35 protein-coding genes and 1 pseudogene are annotated in these 23,392 nt (G+C 63.7%); 25 read left to right on the forward strand and 11 right to left on the reverse strand.

All coding sequences use genetic code 11. From position 1 onward, the window contains the following. From tuf to KXJ60_RS04900, 13 genes and pseudogenes are all read left to right on the forward strand, one after another. Positions 1–229, forward strand: a pseudogene (tuf, locus tag KXJ60_RS04840) (elongation factor Tu); the annotation flags it as partial. Positions 230–238: 9 nt separating this feature from the next. Continuing rightward, the gene (gene rpsJ, locus KXJ60_RS04845; protein ID WP_056266806.1) at positions 239–553 is read left to right on the forward strand and encodes a 30S ribosomal protein S10; all 315 of its coding nucleotides are present in this window, start codon (positions 239–241) and stop codon (positions 551–553) included. Positions 554–776: 223 nt separating this feature from the next. Next, positions 777–1,451, forward strand: a complete 675-nt coding sequence (gene rplC, locus KXJ60_RS04850; RefSeq protein ID WP_291124646.1) for a 50S ribosomal protein L3 — start codon at positions 777–779, stop codon at positions 1,449–1,451. After that, entirely contained in the window at positions 1,451–2,071 is a 621-nt protein-coding gene (gene rplD / locus KXJ60_RS04855) for a 50S ribosomal protein L4 (protein WP_291114572.1), read from the forward strand. The genes rplC and rplD overlap by 1 nt, the downstream gene beginning before the upstream one ends. Continuing rightward, positions 2,068–2,382, forward strand: a complete 315-nt coding sequence (gene rplW / locus KXJ60_RS04860) for a 50S ribosomal protein L23 (protein ID WP_066272347.1) — start codon at positions 2,068–2,070, stop codon at positions 2,380–2,382. Before rplD ends, rplW begins: the two co-directional genes overlap by 4 nt. Positions 2,383–2,384: 2 nt before the next feature. Continuing rightward, entirely contained in the window at positions 2,385–3,209 is an 825-nt protein-coding gene (gene rplB / locus KXJ60_RS04865; protein ID WP_291114567.1) for a 50S ribosomal protein L2, read from the forward strand. A gap of 12 nt (positions 3,210–3,221) precedes the next feature. Next, positions 3,222–3,497, forward strand: coding sequence for a 30S ribosomal protein S19 (rpsS, locus tag KXJ60_RS04870; RefSeq protein WP_204735724.1), 276 nt, complete (start codon positions 3,222–3,224; stop codon positions 3,495–3,497). A gap of 9 nt (positions 3,498–3,506) precedes the next feature. Then, complete coding sequence (gene rplV / locus KXJ60_RS04875; protein WP_137918325.1) at positions 3,507–3,836, forward strand: 50S ribosomal protein L22; 330 nt, start codon at positions 3,507–3,509, stop codon at positions 3,834–3,836. A gap of 15 nt (positions 3,837–3,851) precedes the next feature. Beyond that, positions 3,852–4,730, forward strand: a complete 879-nt coding sequence (rpsC, locus tag KXJ60_RS04880) for a 30S ribosomal protein S3 (RefSeq protein WP_291124650.1) — start codon at positions 3,852–3,854, stop codon at positions 4,728–4,730. A 2-nt stretch (positions 4,731–4,732) separates the two neighbouring features. Beyond that, complete coding sequence (rplP, locus tag KXJ60_RS04885; RefSeq protein ID WP_066089098.1) at positions 4,733–5,149, forward strand: 50S ribosomal protein L16; 417 nt, start codon at positions 4,733–4,735, stop codon at positions 5,147–5,149. Between the two features lie 16 nt (positions 5,150–5,165). Then, entirely contained in the window at positions 5,166–5,366 is a 201-nt protein-coding gene (gene rpmC, locus KXJ60_RS04890) for a 50S ribosomal protein L29 (RefSeq protein ID WP_204735727.1), read from the forward strand. Positions 5,367–5,375: 9 nt separating this feature from the next. After that, positions 5,376–5,645, forward strand: coding sequence for a 30S ribosomal protein S17 (rpsQ, locus tag KXJ60_RS04895; protein ID WP_291124653.1), 270 nt, complete (start codon positions 5,376–5,378; stop codon positions 5,643–5,645). A gap of 130 nt (positions 5,646–5,775) precedes the next feature. Continuing rightward, on the forward strand, positions 5,776–6,288 hold the full coding sequence (locus KXJ60_RS04900; RefSeq protein WP_291124655.1) for a peroxiredoxin: 513 nt from the start codon (positions 5,776–5,778) through the stop codon (positions 6,286–6,288). 66 nt (positions 6,289–6,354) lie between these two features. Here KXJ60_RS04900 and KXJ60_RS04905 read toward each other — a convergent pair whose 3' ends face one another. After that, entirely contained in the window at positions 6,355–6,852 is a 498-nt protein-coding gene (locus tag KXJ60_RS04905) for a GNAT family N-acetyltransferase (protein ID WP_291124657.1), read from the reverse strand. A gap of 71 nt (positions 6,853–6,923) precedes the next feature. Continuing rightward, a complete protein-coding gene (locus KXJ60_RS04910; RefSeq protein ID WP_291124784.1) occupies positions 6,924–7,592 on the reverse strand; it encodes a cytochrome b/b6 domain-containing protein in 669 nt (222 codons plus the stop codon). Positions 7,593–7,741: 149 nt separating this feature from the next. Between KXJ60_RS04910 and KXJ60_RS04915 the strand changes: the two genes are divergently transcribed. Beyond that, on the forward strand, positions 7,742–8,194 hold the full coding sequence (locus tag KXJ60_RS04915; protein ID WP_291124659.1) for a cytochrome c: 453 nt from the start codon (positions 7,742–7,744) through the stop codon (positions 8,192–8,194). A gap of 82 nt (positions 8,195–8,276) precedes the next feature. Here KXJ60_RS04915 and KXJ60_RS04920 read toward each other — a convergent pair whose 3' ends face one another. Then, positions 8,277–8,804: a TlpA disulfide reductase family protein gene (locus KXJ60_RS04920; RefSeq protein WP_291124661.1), complete on the reverse strand. Its 528-nt coding sequence runs from the start codon at positions 8,802–8,804 to the stop codon at positions 8,277–8,279. A 73-nt stretch (positions 8,805–8,877) separates the two neighbouring features. Between KXJ60_RS04920 and KXJ60_RS04925 the strand changes: the two genes are divergently transcribed. After that, complete coding sequence (locus KXJ60_RS04925) at positions 8,878–9,582, forward strand: DUF4197 domain-containing protein (protein ID WP_291124663.1); 705 nt, start codon at positions 8,878–8,880, stop codon at positions 9,580–9,582. A gap of 27 nt (positions 9,583–9,609) precedes the next feature. Here KXJ60_RS04925 and KXJ60_RS04930 read toward each other — a convergent pair whose 3' ends face one another. Beyond that, entirely contained in the window at positions 9,610–10,035 is a 426-nt protein-coding gene (locus KXJ60_RS04930; RefSeq protein WP_291124665.1) for a thioredoxin fold domain-containing protein, read from the reverse strand. 16 nt (positions 10,036–10,051) lie between these two features. Then, positions 10,052–11,317, reverse strand: coding sequence for a CaiB/BaiF CoA-transferase family protein (locus KXJ60_RS04935; protein WP_291124667.1), 1,266 nt, complete (start codon positions 11,315–11,317; stop codon positions 10,052–10,054). Between the two features lie 67 nt (positions 11,318–11,384). On the opposite strand from KXJ60_RS04935, the gene KXJ60_RS04940 reads away from it, so the two are divergent. From KXJ60_RS04940 to ptsP, 5 genes are all read left to right on the forward strand, one after another. Beyond that, complete coding sequence (locus tag KXJ60_RS04940; RefSeq protein WP_291124669.1) at positions 11,385–11,939, forward strand: hypothetical protein; 555 nt, start codon at positions 11,385–11,387, stop codon at positions 11,937–11,939. Continuing rightward, a complete protein-coding gene (locus KXJ60_RS04945) occupies positions 11,936–13,237 on the forward strand; it encodes an MFS transporter (protein WP_291124671.1) in 1,302 nt (433 codons plus the stop codon). Before KXJ60_RS04940 ends, KXJ60_RS04945 begins: the two co-directional genes overlap by 4 nt. A 9-nt stretch (positions 13,238–13,246) precedes the next feature. Next, on the forward strand, positions 13,247–13,693 hold the full coding sequence (locus KXJ60_RS04950) for a PTS sugar transporter subunit IIA (RefSeq protein WP_291124673.1): 447 nt from the start codon (positions 13,247–13,249) through the stop codon (positions 13,691–13,693). Further along, the gene (locus KXJ60_RS04955) at positions 13,662–13,931 is read left to right on the forward strand and encodes an HPr family phosphocarrier protein (RefSeq protein ID WP_291124675.1); all 270 of its coding nucleotides are present in this window, start codon (positions 13,662–13,664) and stop codon (positions 13,929–13,931) included. The genes KXJ60_RS04950 and KXJ60_RS04955 overlap by 32 nt, the downstream gene beginning before the upstream one ends. Positions 13,932–14,052: 121 nt before the next feature. Next, positions 14,053–15,807: a phosphoenolpyruvate--protein phosphotransferase gene (ptsP, locus tag KXJ60_RS04960; protein ID WP_291124677.1), complete on the forward strand. Its 1,755-nt coding sequence runs from the start codon at positions 14,053–14,055 to the stop codon at positions 15,805–15,807. 3 nt (positions 15,808–15,810) lie between these two features. Here ptsP and KXJ60_RS04965 read toward each other — a convergent pair whose 3' ends face one another. The 6 genes from KXJ60_RS04965 to KXJ60_RS04990 form a co-directional block, all read right to left on the reverse strand. Beyond that, a complete protein-coding gene (locus KXJ60_RS04965) occupies positions 15,811–16,656 on the reverse strand; it encodes a DMT family transporter (protein WP_291124679.1) in 846 nt (281 codons plus the stop codon). Positions 16,657–16,717: 61 nt separating this feature from the next. After that, complete coding sequence (locus KXJ60_RS04970; protein WP_291124681.1) at positions 16,718–17,404, reverse strand: AraC family transcriptional regulator; 687 nt, start codon at positions 17,402–17,404, stop codon at positions 16,718–16,720. A 1-nt stretch (position 17,405) separates the two neighbouring features. Continuing rightward, positions 17,406–18,422 carry a lipoyl synthase gene (gene lipA, locus KXJ60_RS04975; RefSeq protein WP_291124683.1) on the reverse strand — a complete coding sequence of 339 codons (1,017 nt, stop codon included), beginning with the start codon at positions 18,420–18,422 and terminating at the stop codon, positions 17,406–17,408. A gap of 28 nt (positions 18,423–18,450) precedes the next feature. Next, positions 18,451–19,092, reverse strand: a complete 642-nt coding sequence (gene lipB, locus KXJ60_RS04980; RefSeq protein WP_291124685.1) for a lipoyl(octanoyl) transferase LipB — start codon at positions 19,090–19,092, stop codon at positions 18,451–18,453. 47 nt (positions 19,093–19,139) lie between these two features. Further along, positions 19,140–19,424: a DUF493 family protein gene (locus tag KXJ60_RS04985; RefSeq protein WP_291124688.1), complete on the reverse strand. Its 285-nt coding sequence runs from the start codon at positions 19,422–19,424 to the stop codon at positions 19,140–19,142. 14 nt (positions 19,425–19,438) lie between these two features. Beyond that, on the reverse strand, positions 19,439–20,323 hold the full coding sequence (locus KXJ60_RS04990; RefSeq protein ID WP_291124690.1) for an aminotransferase class IV: 885 nt from the start codon (positions 20,321–20,323) through the stop codon (positions 19,439–19,441). Between the two features lie 149 nt (positions 20,324–20,472). On the opposite strand from KXJ60_RS04990, the gene KXJ60_RS04995 reads away from it, so the two are divergent. From KXJ60_RS04995 to KXJ60_RS05015, 5 genes are all read left to right on the forward strand, one after another. After that, on the forward strand, positions 20,473–20,979 hold the full coding sequence (locus KXJ60_RS04995; RefSeq protein WP_291124692.1) for an ATP synthase subunit I: 507 nt from the start codon (positions 20,473–20,475) through the stop codon (positions 20,977–20,979). 27 nt (positions 20,980–21,006) lie between these two features. Then, positions 21,007–21,873: a F0F1 ATP synthase subunit A gene (gene atpB, locus KXJ60_RS05000; protein ID WP_291124694.1), complete on the forward strand. Its 867-nt coding sequence runs from the start codon at positions 21,007–21,009 to the stop codon at positions 21,871–21,873. Positions 21,874–21,952: 79 nt separating this feature from the next. Continuing rightward, positions 21,953–22,198 (forward strand): F0F1 ATP synthase subunit C, encoded by a 246-nt coding sequence (gene atpE, locus KXJ60_RS05005; protein WP_009519254.1) that lies wholly within the window; start codon positions 21,953–21,955, stop codon positions 22,196–22,198. A 117-nt stretch (positions 22,199–22,315) separates the two neighbouring features. Further along, positions 22,316–22,786 carry a F0F1 ATP synthase subunit B gene (locus KXJ60_RS05010; protein WP_291124696.1) on the forward strand — a complete coding sequence of 157 codons (471 nt, stop codon included), beginning with the start codon at positions 22,316–22,318 and terminating at the stop codon, positions 22,784–22,786. A gap of 34 nt (positions 22,787–22,820) precedes the next feature. Continuing rightward, positions 22,821–23,342 carry a F0F1 ATP synthase subunit delta gene (locus KXJ60_RS05015; protein ID WP_291124698.1) on the forward strand — a complete coding sequence of 174 codons (522 nt, stop codon included), beginning with the start codon at positions 22,821–22,823 and terminating at the stop codon, positions 23,340–23,342. Positions 23,343–23,392 lie beyond the last annotated feature (50 nt).

A 23,392-nucleotide genomic window follows, 5' to 3' on the forward strand; every position in this document is an offset into this window, starting at 1 on the left:
TCACACGCCGTTCTTCAACAACTACCGCCCGCAGTTCTACTTCCGCACGACGGACGTGACCGGCTCGATCGAGTTGCCAGAAGGCAAGGAGATGGTGATGCCTGGTGACAACGTGTCGATCACGGTCAAGCTGATCGCCCCCATCGCCATGGAAGAAGGCCTGCGCTTCGCCATCCGCGAAGGTGGTCGTACCGTCGGCGCCGGCGTCGTTGCGAAAATCATCGCTTAAGGAGCGGGCATGTCTACCAAGCAGAAAATCCGCATCCGACTCAAGGCGTTCGATTACAAGTTGATCGACAGCTCGGCCGCCGAAATTGTTGACACCGCCAAGCGCACGGGCGCGATCGTCAAGGGCCCTGTGCCTTTGCCGACCCGCATGAAGCGCTTTGACATCCTGCGTTCGCCGCACGTCAACAAGACCAGCCGCGACCAGCTTGAGATCCGCACGCACCAGCGTTTGATGGACATCGTGGACCCGACCGACAAGACGGTTGACGCCCTGATGAAGCTCGACTTGCCCGCTGGCGTGGACGTCGAAATCAAGCTTCAGTAATTGCTGCACCCTGGCAGGTCGGTGCCTGGCGCATCGGCTTGCTTGCACAAACAAAGCCCGCTGGTTATACTGGCGGGCTTTTCCGGATTTCGGTCCGGTGAGTTCGGCTTTGCCGATGCGGCCTGTCAATGATGCAGGGCGTATTTTTAAAACGTGTTGGCATCCTCGCGGGTGTCGACGCACCATCAGCCCCGGCCAATTGAAGTCGGGAACGGAGAAAACAATGAGTCTTAGCAACTCCCTCGGGTTGTTGGGTCGCAAGGTGGGCATGATGCGTCTGTTCACCGATGACGGGGATGCAGTTCCTGTCACGGTGGTCGATGTGTCGAACAACCGTGTGACGCAGGTCAAAACCCTGGCCCATGACGGCTACGACGCGCTGCAGGTCACCTTTGGTGCCCGCCGTGCCTCCCGCGTGACCAAGCCTGAAGCAGGCCACCTGGCCAAGGCCGGTGTCGAAGCGGGTGAAATCATCCAGGAATTCCGCGTGGCCTCTGACGTGGCCTCCCAGTATCAGCCCGGTGCTGTGGTGCCACCCCAGGCGATCTTCGCTGCGGGCCAGAAGGTGGACGTACAGGGCACCTCGATCGGTAAAGGCTTCGCCGGCACCATCAAGCGCCACAATTTCAGCTCGCAGCGTGCCTCGCACGGCAACAGCCGTTCGCACAATGTTCCGGGCTCCATCTCCATGGCCCAGGATCCGGGTCGCGTGTTTCCGGGCAAGAAGATGACCGGTCACATGGGCGATGTCACCAAGACCATCCAGAACCTCGATATCGTGCGCGTCGACGAAGCCCGTCAGCTGCTCATGATCCGCGGCGCTGTGCCCGGCTCCAACGGCGGTTTCGTGACCGTGCGTCCTGCCATCAAGGCCAAATCCGGCAAGGGAGCAAACTGATGCAAGTTGAACTCCTGAATGACCAGGGTCAGGCTTCGTCCAACGTGGACGTGCCAGAGACCGTGTTTGGTCGCGATTACAACGAAGCCCTGATCCATCAGCTCGTGGTGGCTTATCAGGCAAACGCCCGTCAAGGTACGCGTGCACAAAAAGACCGTCAGATGGTCAAGCACTCGACCAAGAAGCCGTTCAAGCAAAAGGGCACCGGCCGCGCACGTGCTGGTATGACCTCGTCGCCCCTGTGGCGCGGAGGCGGCCGCATTTTCCCGAACAGCCCTGACGAGAACTTCACGCAGAAGCTCAACAAGAAGATGTACCGCGCCGGTATGGCGTCCATCTTCTCGCAACTGGTTCGTGAAGGCCGCCTGGCCGTGGTCGACTCCCTCAAAGTGGATTCGCCCAAGACCAAGCAGCTCGCTGACAAGTTCAAGGCCATGAACCTGCAGTCCGTGCTGGTGATCGCCGAGGAAGTCGACGAGAACCTGTATCTGGCTTCGCGCAACCTGCCCAACGTGCTCGTGGTCGAGCCGCGTTACGCAGATCCGCTGTCGCTGGTGCATTACAAGAAGGTCATCGTCACCAAGGCGGCGATCGACCAGCTCAAGGAGATGTTCGCATGAGCGTCACGAAATACGACGAAGGTCGCCTGATGCAGGTCCTCGTGGCACCGATCGTGTCCGAGAAGGCCACCCAGGTCGCCGAGCAAACCAACGCCGTGATGTTCAAGGTGTTGCGCGATGCCTCCAAGCCCGAAATCAAGGCGGCTGTTGAACTGATGTTCAAGGTCCAGGTCAAGGGCGTTTCCGTGCTCAACCAGAAGGGCAAGTCCAAGCGCTTTGGCAAGACCGTTGGTCGCCGTGACCACGTCCGCAAAGCCTATGTGACGCTCATGCCAGGTCAAGAGCTCAACTTTGGTGGAGAGGGCGCTTAATCATGGCAGTCATCAAGATGAAACCGACCTCGCCAGGCCGTCGCGGCATGGTGAAGGTCACGCGTGACCAGCTGCACAAGGGTGCAGGTTTTGCGCCTCTGCTGGAGCCCCAGTTCCAGAAGGCCGGCCGCAACAACAACGGTCACATCACGACGCGTCACAAGGGCGGTGGTCACAAGCACCACTACCGTGTGGTCGACTTCCGTCGCAACAAGGATGGCATTCCGGCCAAGGTCGAGCGCATCGAGTACGACCCGAACCGCACCGCGCACATCGCGCTGCTGTGCTACGCCGACGGCGAGCGCCGCTACATCATCGCCCCGCGCGGTGTTGAAGTGGGTGCGACCCTGCTGTCCGGCTCGGAGTCGCCGATCCGCGTGGGCAACACCCTGCCGATCCGCAACATCCCCGTGGGTTCGACGATTCACTGCATCGAGCTGCAAGTGGGCAAAGGTGCTCAAATCGCCCGTTCCGCTGGCGCCTCGGCTGTGCTGCTGGCTCGTGAAGGCATCTACGCTCAGGTGCGCATGCGCTCTGGCGAAGTGCGCAAGGTCCACGTGGACTGCCGCGCCACCATTGGCGAAGTGTCCAACCAGGAACACAGCCTGCGCCAGCTCGGCAAGGCCGGTGTGAAGCGTCACATGGGCATCCGTCCGACCGTTCGCGGTACCGCGATGAACCCGATCGACCACCCGCACGGTGGTGGTGAAGGCAAGACCGGCGAAGGCCGCGCTCCGGTGGATCCGTGGGGCAACCTGACCAAGGGCTACCGCACCCGCAACAACCGCCGCACGCAGTCGATGATCGTCTCGCGTCGCAAGAAGTAAAGGGTTGACAACATGACTCGCTCACTCAAAAAAGGTCCGTTTGTCGACCACCACTTGCTGGCCAAGGTTGAAAAAGCCCAGGCTACCAAGGACAAAAAGCCCGTCAAGACCTGGTCGCGCCGTTCGATGATCCTGCCCGATTTCATCGGCCTGACCATTGCCGTGCACAACGGCAAGCAGCACGTGCCCGTGTACATCACCGATCAGATGGTGGGACACAAGCTTGGCGAGTTTTCGCTGACGCGCACGTTCAAGGGCCACCCGGCCGACAAAAAAGCGAAGAAGTAAGGACTAACCATGGAAACCCGTTCAATCGTTCGAGGCGTTCGCCTCTCGGTCGACAAAGGCCGACTGGTTGCCGACCTGATTCGTGGCAAGAAGGTCGACCAAGCGCTCAACATCCTGGCGTTCACGCAGAAAAAAGCTGCGGGCATCGTCAAGAAAGCGCTGGAGTCCGCTATCGCCAATGCCGAACACAACGACGGCGCTGACATCGACGAACTGAAGGTCAAGACCATCTACGTCGAGCAAGGCACCACGCTCAAGCGCTTCTCGGCCCGCGCCAAAGGCCGCGGCAACCGCATCAGCAAACCCACGTGTCACATCTACGTGACGGTTGGCAACTGAAGAGGTCACAGGAATATGGGACAGAAAATCAACCCAACCGGGTTCCGCCTCGCAGTTTCCCGCAACTGGGCCAGCCGCTGGTACGCCAGCAACCGCGACTTTGCGGGCATGCTGGCTGAAGACATCAAGGTGCGCGAGTACCTCAAGGGCAAGCTGAAGAACGCCGCCGTGTCGCGCGTCGTGATCGAGCGCCCCGCCAAGAACGCCCGTATCACCATTTACTCGGCACGTCCGGGCGTGGTGATCGGCAAGAAGGGTGAGGACATCGAGAAGCTGAAGAAGGAACTGGCCGCCAAGCTGGGCGTGCCGGTCGCGGTCAACATCGAAGAAGTGCGCAAGCCTGAAATCGATGCCAAGTTGATTGCCGACAGCATCACGCAGCAGCTCGAGAAGCGCATCATGTTCCGCCGTGCCATGAAGCGCGCCATGCAGAACGCCATGCGCCTGGGCGCACAGGGCATCAAGATCATGTCGTCGGGTCGTCTCAACGGCATTGAAATTGCCCGTTGCGAGTGGTACCGCGAAGGTCGCGTGCCTCTCCACACCCTGCGCGCCGACATCGACTACGGCACGTCCGAAGCCAAGACCACCTACGGCATCATTGGTGTCAAGGTCTGGGTCTACAAGGGCGACACCCTGGGCCGCAACGATGCGCCTGTGGCTGCCGAGCCGCGTGTGGAAGAAGAGCGTCGTCCGCGCGGTCCGCGCCGTGAGCGTCCGGCAGGTCCTCCTGCCCGCGCTGCGGTTCGCCGCCCTGGCGCCAATGCCGCACCGGCCGATGGCAGCGACAAGCCTGCTGAAGCCACCGCTGGCACCGAAACCAAACCCGCCGTTAAGCGCGTTCGCAAAGACGCCGCGCCCGCATCTGCAGCTGCGGACGGCAAAGGAGAATAAACATGTTGCAACCTGCTCGCCGCAAGTTCCGTAAAGAACAAAAAGGCCGCAATACCGGCGTCGCCACCAGTGGCGCTACCGTCGCTTTCGGTGATTTCGGCCTCAAGTCGACCGACCGCGGTCGCCTGACGGCTCGCCAGATCGAGGCCGCACGCCGTGCGATCTCCCGTCACGTCAAGCGTGGCGGCCGCATCTGGATTCGCGTGTTCCCTGACAAGCCGATCTCGCAAAAGCCTGCTGAAGTCCGTATGGGCAACGGCAAGGGTTCGGTGGAGTACTACGTGGCTGAAATTCAGCCTGGCAAGGTGCTCTACGAAATCGTTGGCGTGCCGGAACAGCTGGCACGTGAGGCTTTCACGCTGGCTGCGGCCAAGCTTCCGCTGCGCACCACGTTTGTGACGCGCATGTTGGGTCAGTGATTCAGGAGAACACAAGATGAAAACTGCTGAACTGCGCCAAAAAGATGTGGCTGGCCTCGAAGCCGAAGTGAAGTCCCTGCAAAAGGCCCACTTCGGTCTGCGCATGCAGAAGGCGACGCAACAACTCAACAACAACGCCACGCTGGGTGACACCCGCCGTGCGATCGCTCGTGCCAAGACCATCCTGGCCGAGAAGCAGCGCGCTGCTGCCAAATAAGGAGTGACCATGACGGAAGCTAAAACATCCCTCAAGCGCACCTTGATTGGCAAGGTGGTCAGCGACAAGCGTTCCAAGACCGTGACGGTGTTGGTCGAGCGTCGCGTGAAGCACGAGCTCTACGACAAGATCGTGGCCAAGTCCAGCAAGTACCACGCTCATGACGAAAAGGGCGAGTACAAGATGGGCGACGTGATCGAGATCACTGAAAGCCGTCCGCTGTCCAAGACCAAGAACTGGGTTGCGACGCGACTGGTGCAAAAAGCCGCACTGGTGTAAGCCCCAAGCCGCTGTTCTCAGCGCACAACGAAAAAGCGACCGACAATTCGGTCGCTTTTTCTTTTTCCGATCCGACTTCGTGCGGATCCTCCCTTCACGGCCTGCGGGCCAATCCAAACAGGAGTGCAACATGATTCAGGTGGGTGACAAGATTCCGGCGACAACGCTGATGGAGTACAGCGAAGTCGAGGGCAATGGTTGCAGCATCGGCCCGAACCCGGTGGACGTCCAGAAGGCCTCTGCCGGCAAGACGATAGCGGTGTTCGCGCTGCCGGGTGCATTTACGCCCACCTGCTCGGCCAAGCATGTCCCGGGCTATGTGGAGCACGCGGCCGACTTCAAGGCGGCGGGCGTCGATGAAATCTGGTGCCTGAGCGTGAATGATGCGTTCGTGATGGGTGCGTGGGCGCGTGACCAGAAGACGGGCGACAAGGTGCGCATGCTGGCCGATGGCAGCGCCGATTTCGCCAAGGCCGCAGGTCTCACGCTGGACCTCACGGGCCGTGGCATGGGCTTGCGCAGCAATCGTTACTCGATGCTGGTGAAGGATGGCGTGGTGAAGGCCCTGAACATTGAAGGCCCTGGCAAATTCGAGGTCAGCGACGCTGCGACGCTGCTGGCGCAAGCCAAGTCGGCTGCCTGATTCCATTGGCACCCCAAAAAAGCCGCCCGTGGTGACACGGGCGGCTTTTTTCTTGGGAGCCACGGGTCAGAGATCGACCTTGAGGTAATGCGCGCCTGGAATGGGGTTGTGATAGTAGGGCGCCACCTCGACAAAACCCACTTCTTGGTAGAGGGCGCGGGCTGTTTCCATGTCACTTAGCGTGTCGAGCAGCATGGTGGTGTAGCCGGCCAGCTGGCCGTCAGACAAGACGCGTTCCACGAGCAGGCGCCCCAGGCCGAATCTGCGAAAGGCGGGACGCACGAACAGGCGCTTCATCTCGCAGGCGTTGAGGTGGTCGGTGTTGTACAGAGGGCGCAGGGCGCAGCAGCCCGCAGGCTCGCCGTCCACGCACGCGAGCAGCAAGGTGCCGGCAGGCGGCGCATAGGCGCCAGGGAGCCCGGCGAGCTCGGCGTCAAAGCCCTGAAAGCACAGGTCAATGCCCAGCTCCGCCTGGTATTCGAGGAACAGCGCTCGCACGCTGTGCAGGTCGTCAGGAAACTCGGCCGATCTCAGCGAGATGTCGGCACCGCCGGTGTCGTTCATGGGGCTCGTGGCAGCGGGTGATGTACCCGGGTGATGATGTCGTTGTCACTATAAGCCAGGGGCGATGCGACTCAGAAAGCCGCGCCCAGGCTGACCAGCTCGCTGATGCCCCAGCCGCACAACGCCAGCACCACCAGCGCTAGCACACGGGTGCCCGCGGTGTCGCGGGCGCTGCGCACAGAGACCGGCACCTGTTTGTCGCCATCGATCATGGGCCGAACCAGTGCCTGTTTCTTCACCCACTTGTAATAGGCGATGGCCGCGAGATGCAGCGCGACCAATGCGAGGACGAGCACCTTGCCGATGTCCTTGTGGTACCCAGTGGCCAGCGACACGGTCTCGCCCGATACGAACCGGACCAAGGGGCCAAAAAAGGCAATCTCGTCGTCGCTGATCAAGCCGGTGCCGACCTGTGCCGCCAGGATCAACAAAAGACCAAAAACCGAGAGGGCGCCGAGGGGACTGTGACCCACCTGGTGTTCAGGCTTGCCCCGGCCTTTGAGGTAAGCCAGCAATGACGAGGGCGCATAAACGAAACTGCCGAAGCGCGACCAGTGACCACCGACAAACCCCCACACCAGGCGAAAGAGCAGGAGCGTCAGCACGGCATAGCCCAGGCGCAGGTGCCAGTTCATCCAGTTGCCGCCGATGCTGCCTGTGACGATCAGCCCCACGACGCAGGCTGCGAGGAGCCAGTGAAAAAGACGGGTGGGCAGATCCCAGACGCGGATGGTGTGCATGACGATGAAGGCGTGGTTAAAACGTGGTGAAGGGTGGAGACGATATCCGGTAAACCAGTTCCTGTGGAACTTTGCGCGTGCGCATACACTCCCGAGCGGGTGGCCGCCGAGCCACTCCCAAACGCCCCACAACCTCCCCAGGAGTATTCATGAAAATCGCCGCTCCCATCGCGCTGGCTGTTGCCATCGCCACCCTTTCGGCCCCCGCCTTTGCGCAGTTTCAGAAGCCCGAAGACGCGGTGAAGTACCGCAAGGCAGCCTTTACGGTGATGGCCAGCCACTTTGGTCGCATCGGTGCCATGGCCAACGGGCGCGTGCCGTTCGACGCCAAGGCCGCGGCTGAAAGCGCTGCCATCGTGGAAACGATGAGCAAACTGCCATGGGAAGCTTTTGGCGCCGGCACGGACAAGGGCGACACGCGCGCACTTCCCGCCATCTGGACGGAGCAGGCCAAGTTCAAGGAAGGCAGCGACAAGCTGCAGGCCGCGACCGCGCAACTGGCGGCCGCCGCAAAGACCGGCAATCTGGACAGCGTGAAAACCGCTTTTGGCGCCGCGGGCCAAACGTGCAAGGCATGCCACGACGCCTACCGCAAAGACTGAGCTTCAGCGCCCCGTGTGCAGCGGGTGCAAACGAAAAAGCCGGGGCAGTACCCCGGCTTTTTTTGTGGCTGTGCGAAACGCCTCACGCTTGTTGCGCAAGCAGCTTCTCGATCAAGGCATGAAGCGCCGGGAAATCGGGCTCCCCCACATAGCGCTTGACGATGCGGCCCTGCTTGTCCACGAGATAGGTGGTGGGTGTGAGCTTGACGTCGCCCCACTGCTGCGCAATGTCGCCGGTGTTGTCCAGCGCCACCTTGAAGGGCAGCTGGCGCGATTGCGCAAAGTTCAGCACCCAGGCGGGCGGGTCGTACTCCATGGCGACCGCCATGGTTTCGAAACCCTGATCCTTGTACTTCTGGTAGGTCGCGATGATGGATGGCATCTCCTTGACGCACGTCACGCAAGTGGTGGCCCAGAAGTTCACGAGCGTGACCTTGCCCTTGAGGTCCGCCGTGGTGGCCCGGCTGCCATCCAGAAGCACGAAGGTGGAGCTGGGTGCTTCATCGCGTCCGGAGCAGCCCGTCAAGCCCAGGGCGCCGATGGCGCCCATCGCGGCGACGGCCTGCAGGGTGCGCCGGCGGCGCTGGCCGCGGGGATCGAGATCGGTCATTGTCTTTTCACTTCCCGGGGGCTACATTGCCCCACGTCATTCATTGAACAGCTTGCTTCCCGGAGGAACCGCCATGCAGCGCCGCCAGTTTACCCAGTCCACCCCCGCACTGCTCGGCCTCCTGGTCCTGGCCGCCCATCAGCAGGCTCAAGCCTTGTCGTTGGGCGATCTCACCGAGGGCGACGCCAGTCAGGGAATCAAGCTCGCTCTGGAGAAAGGTGCGATGGCCGCGGTGGCGCTGCTGGGCAAGCCCGATGGATTCCTTGGCAACCCAAAAGTTCGGATTCCTTTGCCGGGTTTTCTGGAGGATGCATCGAAACTTCTGAAAATGACGGGGCAGGGCAAACGGGTGGACGAGCTGGTCACCAGCATGAACCGCGCAGCCGAAGCGGCGGTGCCCATGGGCCGCGAGGTGCTGGTGGGCGCGGTGAAGTCCATGAGCGTGTCGGACGCCAAGAGCATTCTGAGTGGTGGCGAGAACTCGGTGACGCAGTTTTTCGCAGAGAAAACGCGGTCTCCGCTGGGCGAGAAGTTCTTGCCCATCGTCACGCAGGCCACTGAAAAAGTGGGCCTGGCCAACCAGTACAACAAGGTGGCCGGCAAGGCGGCGGGCCTCGGGCTGGTGAAATCGGAAGACGCGAACATCCAGCGCTATGTGACGGGCAAGTCGCTCGACGGCCTCTACACCATCATTGGTGAGGAAGAGCGCAAGATCCGGCAGGATCCGGTGGGCACGGGCAGCGCCCTTCTCAAGAAAGTGTTCGGCGCGATCAAGTAACCGCCATGGCCTGGGCTGGCGCCGCCGCTATTTGAGCTTGCGCCTCGCCTCGGCCAGACGGGCTTCGAGGTACTCACCGTAGAAGTCGGGCACCGCAATCCCCACCAGGCGCTCGGCCAGCTCGCGACCGTCGGGGCCGAAGAACAGCACGGTGGGCGTGAACCGGGCCTTCCAGGCGCGGGTCTGTTCGGCGGGGGTGGTCAGCTGCCCGTCAAAGCCTTGCAGGTTGCCAGTGCGGTCCTGCACGTCGAGCTGCACGGCGTGCACCAGCCCTTCGCGCCGCATGGGCAGCAGGTAGTGGTTGCGCACGATGGCGCAATACGGGCAGCCCGTCAGTGTGGTCATGACCACCAAGGGCTCACCTCGGCTCGCAGCGGCCTGTGCCGCGCCGCGCAGCGAGGTGGGTACGGGCAGTGCCTGCAGGGTTGTTGTATCGGTGGCGAGGGCGCTCATGGGTGTCTCTGAGGACTCAGACGGCGCCGTTGCGTTGAAGTTCAGCCACCTGTTCGGATGAACTGCCGAGCCAGTCGGCAAGCACCTCGGCGGTGTGCTGACCCAGCAGCGGCGGCGGCAGGTCGTTGCGAACCGGGGTGGCGCTGAGCTTGAGCGGGCTGGCGACAAGGTCGACCTCGTCGGCCAGTGGGTGCGCCCAGGTGCGCACCATGTCGCGTGAGCGCAGGTGCTCGTCGGCGAACACTTCGGCCAGGTTGTTGATCGGCCCGCATGGCACCTTGGCGGCTTCGAGCGCCGCGAGCCAGTCGGCCTTGCCGCGGGTTTTGAGCACCTCCGCCAGCAGCGGTACCAGAACAGCGCGGTGGCGCACGCGATTCTGGTTCTGCGCAAAGCGCGCATCGATGGCGAGCTCGGGGCGTCCGGCCACCGCGCAAAACTTGGCGAACTGGCCATCGTTGCCCACCGCAAGGATGATGTGTTGGGCATGCCCTTGTGCATCGGGCGCGACTTCGAACACCTGGTAAGGCACGATGTTGGCGTGGGCGTTGCCAGCGCGGCCCGGCACCTTGCCGTCTTCGCGGCCCCGCACGAGGTAGTTGGCGCCGAGGTTGGCGAGCATCGCCACCTGCGTGTCGAGCAGCGCCATGTCGATGTGCTGGCCTTCGCCGGTGCGCTCGGCGTGGCGCAGCGCGGCCTGAATGGCGACGGTGGCATACAGGCCGGTGAAGAGATCGGCCACCGCAACGCCGACCTTCTGGGGGCCACCGCCAGGCAGGTCGTCGCGCTCGCCCGTGAGGCTCATCAGGCCGCCCATGGCCTGGATGGCGAAGTCGTAGCCGGCGCGGTCTTTGTAGGGGCCCGTCTGGCCGAAGCCCGTGATGGAGCAGTAGACCAGCCTGGGGTTGATGGCGTGCAGCGTGGCGAAGTCCAGCCCGTAGCGGGCCATGTCGCCGACCTTGTAGTTCTCGACGAACACGTCCGCCTTTGTCGCCAGCTCGCGGATCAGCGCTTGCCCGGCGGGTGTGGCGATGTCGCAGGTGATGGAGCGCTTGTTGCGATTGGCGCCGAGGTAATAGGCCGCCTCGCCGGTGTCGTTGCCATCGCGCCCGCGCAGAAACGGAGGACCCCATCCGCGCGTGTCGTCGCCGCCAGGATGGCCCTCGCCCGGCGGTCGTTCCACCTTCACCACATCGGCACCGAGGTCGGCCAGGGTCTGGGTGCACCACGGGCCGGCGAGCACGCGCGAGAGATCGAGTATGCGGATACCATCCAGAGCATTCATGTCGCCATTGTGCGCGAGGCCGCAGCCATTGCGGTGTCCCGGCGGTGGCCCGTCTCGCTGGAATTCCATGTCTCTTGCTGTTCCCGGTGGCACGCCGCGCTGGTCGCTGTTCGCGTGGTGCGTGCTGCCCATCCTGAGTGCCTGCAACCCCACCTTCAATTGGCGCGAGCTGCGCCCGGAAGGTTCGCCCTTGCAGGCGCTCATGCCTTGCAAACCTGAGTCCGCCGCGCGGCCTGTGCCGCTGGATGGTCGCGCGCCGGTCGAGCTGCACATGCACAGCTGCGACGCCGGGGGGCTCACCTTCGCCGTGGCCTGGGCGGAGTTGGACGACGAGGCGCGCGTGAGCGGTGCGTTGACGGGCTGGCGGCGCGCTTCGCTGGCGGCGGTGCGGCTGGACCCGTCGCGGGGCGACGACCCGACCACGCGATGGAATGCCGCGGTACCCGGCGCCACGCAGGCCCAGGGGTTGATGGCGCAAGGCAGCGATCACCAGGGTCGGGCCGTGCAAGTGCGGGCGGTGCACTTCGCACGCGGGGCGCAGGTCTTTCAGGCCGCGGTGTACGGGCAGGGCATGAGCGATGAAGTCACCGCCACCTTCTTTGAAGGTCTGAAGCTGCCATGACCACCACCACCAACCGGCCTGGCCCGGTGCGGCATGACGGCACGCCCGGTCCGGCCGCGCCACTGGGTGACGTGCTCGCGCCGCGAGCGGCCATCATCGTCTTCCTCAGTTTTGCGCTGGCGTATTTCCTCTCGGCACTGCTGCGCGCCATCACCGCCACACTCTCGCCGACCTTGAGCGCCGAGATGTCGCTCAATGCCGGTGACCTGGGCCTGCTGGCGGGCGGTTACTTCTTTGGCTTTGCGCTCACGCAACTGCCGCTGGGCAATTGGCTGGACCGCCATGGCCCGCGCACGGTGGTGTTGTGGTTTCTCACGGTGGCGGTGGCCGGTTGCGCCGCGTTTGCGCTGGCCACCAGCTTCAGCTGGCTGCTGGCCGCACGCGTGCTCACCGGTATGGGCGTGAGCGCCTGTCTGATGGCGCCGCTCACCGGCTACCGCCGCTGGCTCACGCCCGCCGCACAGATGCGCGCCAACTCCTGGATGTTGATGACGGGATCGTTCGGCATGGTGGCGGCCACCCTGCCGGTGCAATGGCTCATGCCGCTGACCGGCTGGCGCGGACTGTTCTGGATGCTGGGTGGCTTGATCCTGCTGTCGATGATCGGCATCTGGCTGATGGTGCCGCGCTGGCGAGCGAACGCCCGCACAGAGACACCGGCTGAAGCCGAACCAGGCTACGGCATGGTCTGGCGCCACCCCTACTTCCGGCAGATGGTGCCGATCGGGTTCGTCAACTACGGCGGCATGATTGCCGTGCAAACCCTGTGGGCCGGGCCCTGGATGGTGAAGGTGGCCGGCTACACGCCGGAGCAGGCCGCTGGCGGCCTGTTCGGCATCAACCTGTCCATGCTGTGCACGTTCTGGCTCTGGGGCATGGTCAACCCGCATCTGGCGCGCCATGGCTGGCCGCCCGAGCGGCTCATCGCCTGGGGTTTGCCGTTGAGTTTCCTCGTGCTCGGCGCGATTGTGCTGCTGGGTTCCGGTGCAGGCTGGCCGCTTTGGGCGCTGTACTGCGTGAGCTGCACGTTCGTCTCGTTGTCGCAGCCCGCGGTGGCACTGGCGCTCCCGGCCGAGGCCGCGGGCCGCGCCCTCTCCGGCTACAACCTCGTCATCTTCGGCGGCGTGTTCGTCGTGCAGTGGGGCATTGGCCTGCTGATCGATGCGCTGGGGTGGTTTGGCGGCAGTGAAGTGGCGCGCTACCGTGGCGCCATCGCCATTTTTGGCACCTGTGGTGTGCTGGCTTATCTCGTTTTCCTGCGTGCGCACTGGCGCCGAAGAACAGCCCGGGCGGGCTAAACTGCCAACATGAACGGCATCCTCATCATGGCGCACGCACCGCTGGCTTCCGCACTGCGCCAGTGCGTGCTGCATGTGTTTCCCGACAGCGAAGACGCGGTGTCGGCGCTGGACGTGCAACCCAACGTGCCGCCCGAGGAGTCGCTTGCCCAGGCACGAGCCCTGATGCGCCAGATGCGTTTGCCCCAGACCCTGGTGGTGACCGACGTCTTCGGCGCCACACCCTGCAACGTGGCGCAAAAGCTCATCGACGGCATCAACTCCAAACTCGTCACCGGCGTGAACCTGCCCATGCTGCTGCGCACCGTGTCGTATCGTCACGAATCACTGGACGCGCTCATTTCGCGCGCCATGATCGGCGCCACGCAAGGTGTCATCCAGGTGGCGGTGACCGCGCCCCAGAACCAGGCCAGAAGAGCCACCCATGATCAAGACCACCGTGACCATCAGCAATAAGCTCGGGCTGCACGCACGCGCTTCCGCCAAACTCACCAAGCTCGCTGGCGGCTTTTCGAGCGATGTGTGGATGTCGCGCGGCGAGCGCCGCGTCAACGCCAAAAGCATCATGGGCGTCATGATGCTGGCCGCCGGCCTGGGCAGTGTGGTGGAGATCGAAACCCACGGCCAGGACGAGCAGGCGGCCATGGACGCGCTGCTGGCGCTGGTCAACGACAAGTTCGGCGAGGGCGAATGAACGCACCCCCACGCTCCACCGCTGCGCGGGTCGCTGCCCCCCAGGGGGGCTGGGCCTGCCTTGGGGGCGGCCCGGCGGCTGGCCCGGTGGCCTCACGGTTGATCGCTGTGGCGCAGACGCAATGACGATCAGCATCCACGGTCTCGCGGTGTCTCGGGGCATTGCCATCGGGCGGGCGGTGATCGTCGCGTCCAGCCGGGTGGACGTGGCGCACTACTTCGTGCAGGGCGATCAGGTGCAAAGCGAGATCGAGCGCCTGCGCCAGGCGCGCAATGCCGTGGCGGAGGAGATCGTGAAGGTGCAGCACAGCCTGCACGAACTCGGCCCCAACGACGCCCATCCCGAACTCACGGCCTTGCTTGACGTGCACCTGATGCTGTTGCAGGACGAGCAACTCACCAGCGGCGTGAAGCACTGGATCGTGGAGCGCCACTACAACGCCGAATGGGCCCTCACAACGCAGCTGGAAGTGATCGCGCGCCAGTTCGACGAAATGGAAGACCCTTACCTGCGGGAGCGCAAGGCCGATCTGGAGCAGGTGGTGGAGCGCATGCTGCGCTTCATGCGCGGCGTGGCTTCGCCCGTGGCCGCCGGCAGCGAAGCCAAGCCCGCCCAGGACAGCGCTGCCGAGGTGCCACTGGTGCTGATCGCGCACGACCTCTCGCCGGCCGACATGCTGCAGTTCAAGCAAAGCGTGTTCGCCGGATTTGTGACCGATGTGGGTGGCAAGACCAGCCACACGGCGATCGTGGCGCGCAGCATGGACATCCCGGCGGTGGTCGGCGCGCGATCCTCCAGCCACCTGATCAAGCAGGACGACTGGGTCATCATCGACGGCGATGCCGGCGTGGTGCTGGTCGATCCCTCGCCGATCCTGCTGGCCGAATACGGATTCAAGCAGCGCCAGGGCGAGGTCGAGCGCGAGCGGCTCTCGCGGCTCAAGCACACGCCCGCTGTCACGCTGGACGGGCAGAAGATCGAACTGCTGGCCAACATCGAACAACCCGAAGATGCGGTAGCCGCGCTCAAGGCAGGCGCTGTGGGCGTGGGCCTGTTTCGCAGCGAATTTCTCTTCATGGGTCGCAGCGGCAAGTTGCCCGACGAAGAGGAGCAATACCAGGCCTACCGCCGTGCTGTCGAGGGCATGAAGGGGTTGCCTGTCACCATCCGCACGGTCGATGTGGGTGCCGACAAGCCATTGGACAGGGGAGCGTCTCGCGCAGGCGAAGACCACCTCAACCCCGCGCTGGGGCTGCGCGCGATCCGCTGGAGTTTGTCCGAACCATCCATGTTTCTTGCTCAGCTGCGCGCCATCCTGCGCGCGGCAGCCCATGGCCCGGTGCACCTGCTCATTCCGATGCTGGCGCATGCCAGCGAGATCCGGCAGACGCTCGCGCTGGTCAACCGCGCACGCGAGCAGCTGGACAACGGCGGCATGGCGTATGGCCATGTCAAGCTCGGCGCGATGATCGAAGTGCCCGCCGCAGCCCTCACGATCCCGCTGTTCCTGCGGTACTTCGATTTTCTTTCCATCGGCACGAACGATCTGATTCAGTACACGCTGGCCATTGACCGGGCAGATGAAGCCGTGTCGCATCTGTACGACCCGGTGCACCCGGCGGTGCTTCAGCTGCTGGCCAGCACCATCTCGCAGTGCCGCGAGAAAGGCAAGGGCGTCAGCGTGTGCGGTGAGATGGCGGGCGACGTGACCTTGACCCGTTTGCTGCTCGGCCTGGGGCTGCGCAGCTTTTCCATGCACCCTTCGCAGATCCTGGCGGTCAAGCAGCAGATCCTGCGCTGCGACACCACGCGCCTGCAGACCTGGGCGCAGAGTGTGCTGGCCGCAGAAGACCCTGCGGCGCTGATGACGGACTGAATCTCAGCGCGGCACGCCGCGCGTGGCGGCGACGGCGGCGCCCACGATCAGCACGGCCGCGAGGCCCACCGCCAGGCTGGGCGTTTCGCCCCGCACCAGAAGCAGCGTGACGGTGGACAGCAAGGGCGTCAGGAAGCTCAACACGCCGATCTGCCTTGCATCGCCCCGCTTGAGCGCGGCATCCCACAAAAAGAAGGCGCCGCCGAGCGGCCCCAGGCCGAGTACCGCGATCAGCAGCAGATCCTGCGCGGTCAGGTTCACTGCGGGCTCCAGCCACGCGTGGCACAGCAGCGAGAGCAGGCCCGAGGCCAGGGCGAAGCCGCCGATGGCCGCGGTGGGGAAGCGGCGCACACGCTGGGTCAGCAGCGAGTAGCTGGCCCAGATGAACGCAGAAGCCAGCGCCGGCAGGTAGCCCCATGCCCAGCGGGTCTCGCCCACACCGCCAGCGCCGCCGAGGATGGCGAGTGCCGCGCCGGCAAAGCCCATCAGCGCGGCCAGCACGTGGCGTGTGGTGAGCGTCGTGCCGGGCAGAAACAGCGGCGCCATGACCACGATGCCCAGTGGCCAGAGGTAGTTCACCAGGTTGGCTTGCACCGGCGGCGCGTGGCGCAGTGCAAGAAACAGCAGAAAGTGAAAGCCGAACAGGCCGTAGATGCCCAGCGCGAGCGTGGGCAGCGGCACGCGCCACTGGCGAAGGTCAAAACGCGAGAGCGGCAGCGCAATGAGGCTGCCCACCAGCAGCGACAGGCCGGTGAGCAGGAACGGTGGTACGTGGGCGAGCGCGACGCCCAGGGCGGCAAGTGAAGCCCACAGGGCGATGGCACCCAGGGCGAGCAGGTTGGCGTTCATGCCAGGGAGCGTAGCGCGCGGATCGTCGCGAAACGCGGGTCTGGCGTCGCGCCTCGCGGGCTCAGATGCCGGCGCGCCGCCGGGCGGCGGTGAGGGCCGAGGGAGATCGGTATCCGCTGCGTCGTGCGACCTCGGCCACCGTCACGCCTTCGTCGCGCCATGCACGGGCTTGCGCCAGTCGCAGTTCACGCAGCCATTGCTGGGTGCTTTGACCGCGTTCGGCGCGACACCGCGCGGCCAACTGGGCGGCACTCAAGTGCACGCGCGCCGCCAGCTCCGAGACGCTGGGGCTGCTGCTGGCGCGAGACAGCGCCCAGCGCGCGAGCGCCTCCCAGTCGATGTCGCGCCGGGGGCGTGTGGCCAGGGTGGTGGTGGGGGGCAACCAGGCTTCGAGCAACAGCGTGGGCCCGATGTGCCGGGCTCGGGGCAGCTGCTCGGTGCAAGCGCGGGCAAGATAGCTGGCGAGTGCCAGCGCAGCGGGTGAGGGCGGGGCTTTGCTTGCCCTGGCCCAGTCGCTGGCGTGGCTGTCGAGCACCAGACAGCGTGCGCCGTGACGGGCTTCGAAATCGTGTCGCTCACCCGGTGGCACCACACAACCCTGACCCGCGGTGATGCGCTGCCCACGACCGGCCAGTTCCAGTTCGAGCACACCGCCCAGCCCGATGAGGATCTGAAAGTGGTCGTGATCGTGGCTGCCGTGCGAGGCGCCGTAGTTGCGCACACTCAGGTGGTCGTGCGCGGTGCGCATGTCACTGGGCGACGGGGTTGAGCACGCCGTGTGCCTGCTGATCGGCGTGGTACGAGCTGCGCACCATGGCGCCCACTGCGGCGTGGGTAAAGCCCATCTTGTAGGCCTCTTCCTCGAACATCTTGAAGGTGTCGGGGTGCACATAGCGGCGCACCGGAAGGTGGTGGCCGCTGGGAGCGAGGTACTGGCCGATGGTGAGCATGTCGATGTTGTGCGCCCGCATGTCGCGCATCACGTCCAGAATTTCTTCGTCCGTCTCGCCCAGGCCGACCATCAGGCCACTCTTGGTGGGCACGTGCGGGAACAGGGCCTTGAACTTCTTGAGCAGGTTCAGGCTGAACTGGTAGTCGGAGCCCGGCCGCGCTTCCTTGTAGAGGCGCGGCACGGTTTCCATGTTGTGGTTCATCACGTCGGGCGGTGCGGCCTTGAGGATCTCGAGCGCGCGGTCGTCGCGGCCCCGGAAGTCGGGCACCAGCACCTCGATCTGCGTCTGTGGCGAGAGCGCGCGCGTCTTCTCGATGCAGGCAACAAAGTGACCGGCGCCACCATCGCGCAGGTCGTCGCGGTCCACGCTGGTGATCACCACATACTTGAGCTTGAGTTGCGCAATGGTCTTGGCCAGGTTGTCCGGCTCATTGACGTCCAGCGGGTCCGGGCGGCCGTGGCCCACGTCGCAAAACGGGCAGCGCCGCGTGCACTTGTCGCCCATGATCATGAAGGTCGCCGTGCCCTTGCCGAAACATTCGCCAATGTTGGGGCAGCTGGCCTCTTCGCACACCGTCACCAGTTTGTTGGTGCGCAGGATGTCCTTGATTTCGTAGAAGCGGGTGGTGGGGCTGCCCGCCTTCACGCGGATCCATTCGGGCTTCTTGAGCACCTCGGCGGGCACGACCTTGATGGGGATGCGTGCGGTTTTGGCCTGGCTCTTTTGCTTGGCTGTGGCGTCGTAGCCAGCGGCGGGCTGGGCTTCTCGAACGGTACTGCTGGCGGGAGCCGTGGGGGTGTCGGGACGGGTCATGGCGGTGGCGCGGGTGGCGCAGTTGGGGTCAGGGGGCGAGCGTGGCCACGAGCTTCTGGCTCAGGACCTGCGCCGCTTCATCCCTGGAAGCGGCAACGCCGATTGTAGAAAGGTCGACCGTCTGCAGGCCGGCGTAGCCGCAAGGGTTGATGCGCTGAAAGGGTTGCAGGTCCATGTCGACATTGAGCGCCACGCCGTGGTAAGTGCAGTGGCGGCTCACCTTGATGCCGAGGGCAGCCACCTTTCCCAGGCCCGCAAAGTCAGGTGGCGGCAGCGGCTCGCCGGGGGTTCTCTTTTGCGGTCGCTGCGGCAGCATGGCGTGGCTGCCGGGGTCGTCCAGCCGCACGTAAATGCCGGGGGCACCCGCCACGCGATGGCCTGTCACGCCAAACGTGGCCAGGGTGCGGATCACCGCTTCTTCGACGCGGTACACGTACTCCTTGACGAAGTAGCCGGCCCGCTGCAGGTCGATCAATGGATAGGCCACCACCTGACCCGGCCCGTGATAAGTCACCTGGCCCCCCCGGTTGGTGGGCACCACCGGAATGTCGCCCGGCGCAAGCAGGTGGTCTTCATGACCGGCCAATCCCTGGGTGAAAACGGGCGTGTGCTCGCAGATCCAGAGTTCGTCGGGCGTATCGGCGCTGCGCGCGGCGGTGAATGCCTGCATGGCCTCGTAGGTGGGCGGGTGCGGCACCCGCCCCAGTGCCCGCACGATCACAGCACGACCTTGACCATGGGGTGCGTGGTGAGCGTGCGGTACAGCTCGTCGAGTTGTTCGCGGCTGGTCACGTGCACCGTGAGCGTGACGCCCATGTAGTTGCCCGCCTTGCTCGGGCGCAATTCGATCGTGCTGGCATCGAAGTGGGGATCAAAGGCGCGCGCGATGTGCGTCAACGCCGTGACGAAGCCGTCTACGTTGGCGCCCATCACCTTGATGGGGAAGTCGCTGGGGTAGGTGATGAGCGACTGCTCGGGAGGAATGTCGGGAGGCAAGTCCATGGGAGGTATCCAGTTCAGATCGATTGCGTGGCCACCGCCTGCTGGTAGGCGGCATAAAGGCGGACATACACCGGCCCGGGGCGGCCGCGCTGCGGGCCGTGCCCCACGGGGTGGCCGTCGAGTGTGGTGATGGGCAGCACTTCTTTGGACGACGAGGACAGCAGCAGCTCGTCAGCGTCCAGTACCTCATCGCGCGTCACGCGTCGCAGGGCGTATCCGAGCCCCAGCGCATGGCACAGATCCTGGATCAATCCAAAACGGATTCCTTCAAGAACGAGGTGATCGCTGGGCGGGCCGATGACGACGTTGTCCTTCACGACCCACACATTGCTCATGGCACCTTCGCTGAGAAAGCCGTCTCGGAACATCACCGTCTCGCTCGCGCCGGCGTCCACTGCGATCTGGCGCGCAAACACTGACCCCAGCAGGCTGATGCTCTTGATGTGCGCTTTGCGCCAGCGAAAATCGTCGGCAGTGACGCACGCCACACCGAGTTCCCGCTGCTGTGGAGTGGCCAGCTTCAGGGCGCTGGCCATGGCGAACACCGTGGGCACGAGGTCGGGAAGCATGGCGTGGTCGCGCATCGCGACGCCGCGCGTCACCTGCAGATAGACCGATTGATGTTCGGCGCCTCGCGTTTGCTGGTCGGCGATCAGCCGACGTGCCGTGGCAAGCCATTCGTCTCTGGTGTGTGGATTCGGAATGCGCAACTCTCGCAGCGATCGATCCAGTCGCGCCATGTGTTCGTTGAACCGAAACAGGCGGCCGCCGTAGGCAGGCAGGACTTCGTAAACGCCATCGCCCAAGAGGAAACCCCTGTCCATCACGCTCACTTGGGCATCGCGCAGTGCGCTGTACGTGCCGTTGAGAAAGCACAGGGAATCCGGAAGAGCCGTCATCCGGCAATTATCCGCGTCCCGTCCGCGCGGGATGCCGCAGAGAGAAGGACCCGTGCCAGATATTGACGGCGGGCTGGGGTTTCTACGTATAATGAGTGGCTTTGCAACCCAGACGTCGTGTCGTCTGTTTGTCACGTGCGAGGTCGAACATGACGTCAGAGCAGTCGACCCCGTCCAATTGGGCAGACCAGGAAGATGGGGCGCAAGACGCCGATTTCAAGCCGCTGACTCGCGAAGAAGCGCAGCGGTGGCGGACCGGCCAGCCAGTGCTCTCGCTTTGGAGGGTCGTCCTGGCGCAATGGCTGGTTGGCTTGACTGCCGCCGTCGTGGGTGGGCTGCTCTGGCAGTCGTCTTCGCTGGCGTGGTCGGTTTTGTATGGCGCAGCGGCGGTGGCCATCCCCTCGGCACTCATGGCCTACGGGTTGACCTCCAGTGCGATGTCCCGTGTGTGGGGCTTGCATGCCAACGCGGCCTTTGCGGGGTTTCTGTTGTGGGAAGGGGTGAAGATCCTGTTGGCGGTGGTCATGTTGGCCGCAGCGCCATGGGTGGTCCCCTCCCTGAATTGGTTCGGCCTTCTGGTCGGGCTCGTGTTGGTTCTCAAGGTCTATTGGTTTGGGTATTTCATCCAGGCCAGTCGATCAAAAGTTAACAGTTGATTCTCCGGCTCATCGGACAAAACGAACATGGCTGCTGAAGGCACTTTGACCCCGGGCGAATACATTCGCCACCATCTGGTTCACCTGACCAACCGCAAGCAGGAGTCCATCGTTGATTTCTCCGTGATCAACATCGACTCCGTCGTGGTGAGCTCGGTGCTGGGCCTGCTGACGGTGTTCGTTTTGTGGCTCGCGGCGCGCGGTGCAACGGCAGGCGTGCCGGGCCGCTTCCAGGCGGCAGTCGAGATGCTGGTGGAAATGGTGGATACGCAAGCCAAGTCGGTGATTCACAACGCCCAGAGCCGCAAACTCGTCGCACCGCTGGCGCTGACGGTGTTTGTGTGGATCTTCATGATGAACTTCATGGACATGATCCCCGTGGACCTCATCCCCCAGATCTGGCACAGCGCTGGCCCGGCCATGGGATTCAAGGATTACCTGCGTGTGGTGCCCACCGCTGACTTGTCCACGACGCTTGGCTTGTCGGTGTCGGTGTTGCTGATGTGCCTCTTCTACAACATCAAGATCAAGGGTCTGGGTGGCTGGGCTCACGAGCTGGTGTGCGCACCCTTCGGTACCAGCAAGAACCCCATCTGGGCAGTGCTGCTGGGCATGGTCAACTTCCTCATGCAGATGATCGAGTTCGTTGCCAAGACGGTGTCGCACGGCATGCGGTTGTTCGGCAACATGTTCGCCGGCGAGCTGGTCTTCATGCTGATCGCGCTGCTAGGCGCTTACGCCACCGTTTCTCTGGGTGGTTCGCTCTTCTTTATCGGGCATTTGATTGCCGGCACGGTGTGGACGCTGTTCCACATTCTGGTGATCACGTTGCAGGCGTTCATTTTCATGATGCTGGCCTTGATCTATCTCGGCCAAGCGCATGATGCGCATTGACGCGGTCTTTTAGCTCGTCTCTGGTTTTCGCTCTCGTTTCTTTCCTTTCTCAACAAACTTCCATCTCATAGGAGTCATCATGGAAAACGTTCTGGGTCTTGTCGCACTGGCTTGCGGTCTCATCGTTGGTCTGGGCGCTATCGGCGCATCCATCGGCATTGCGCTGATGGGCGGCAAATTCCTCGAATCGTCGGCACGTCAGCCTGAGCTGATGAACGACCTGCAAACCAAGATGTTCATTCTGGCTGGCCTGATCGATGCGGCCTTCCTGATCGGCGTGGCTATCGCCCTGCTGTTCGCTTTCGCCAACCCGTTCACGCTGTAATCGGGCTCGCTGCCCTGGAGCGGGGGCTCGTGATGGCAGGTCGCACTGCCGTCGCGTGTCGACCGAGCCAGCAGCTGGTGCGTCTCCACTCTTGTCAACACACAGAAAGGCGTTGCGATGAACATCAATGCAACCCTCTTTGCGCAGGCTCTTGTCTTCGCGATTCTGGTGTGGTTCACGATGAAATTCGTGTGGCCACCCATCGCCAAGGCGCTTGATGAGCGTGCGTTGAAGATTTCCGAAGGTCTTGCCGCCTCCGAAAAGGCGAAGACCGAGCTGGCCGTGGCCAACAAGCGGGTGGAAGAGGAGTTGAGCAAGTCGCGCAACGAATCCGCCTCTCGCCTGGCCGACGCCGAGCGCCGTGCCCAAACCTTGATTGAAGAAGCCAAGGCCCGTGCCAGCGAAGAAGCGGCCAAGATCGTCGCGGCTGCACGGCAAGAGGCTGAGCAACAGGTCGTCAAGGCCCGTGAAGCCCTGCGCGAGCAGGTTGCAGCACTGGCGGTGAAGGGTGCCGAGCAAATTCTCAAGCGCGAAGTCAACGCCGGCGTTCATGCCGAGTTGCTGGGTCGCCTGAAGACCGAGCTCTGATCCTCGGATACCCACCGGCATTCAAAGGACCACCATGGCAGAAATCGCCACCATTGCCCGCCCTTATGCGGAAGCGCTGTTCAAGGCCGCTGGCTCTGATGCCGCGGCTTGGCTCGATGAGCTGGCGGCGTTGGCTGTCAATGAGCAGCTGCGTCAGTTCGCCGACAACCCCAAGACCCTGCCCGATCAGGTTTTCTCTCTGATGACAGGTCTGCTCAAGGGCGGTCTGCCGGACAAGGGGCAGAACTTCCTTCGCGCCGTGATCGAAAACGGGCGCCTTGAAGCGTTGCCGGAAATCGCAGCCCAGTTCCGTGCGTTGAAGAACGCGCAGCAGGGTGCTTTCGATGCCGTGGTTTACAGCGCCTTCGAGGTGGACAGCGCCGCGCTGGCCGACCTGTCGGGCGTGCTGGAAAAGCGCTTCGGTCGCAAGCTCAACCTCCAAGTTGAGTTGCAGCCCGATCTGATCGGCGGCATTCGCGTGGTGGTGGGTGACGAGGTGCTCGACACCTCTGTCAAAGCCCGCCTGGAACAAATGAAGATCGCCCTGACGGCCTGACAGCCGTTTCCCGGGCGCGCCTGCACACCATTTAACGAAAGAAGGAAAGA

Origin of the sequence: Hydrogenophaga sp., from assembly GCF_019264445.1 — a bacterium.
GTDB lineage: Bacteria > Pseudomonadota > Gammaproteobacteria > Burkholderiales > Burkholderiaceae_C > Hydrogenophaga.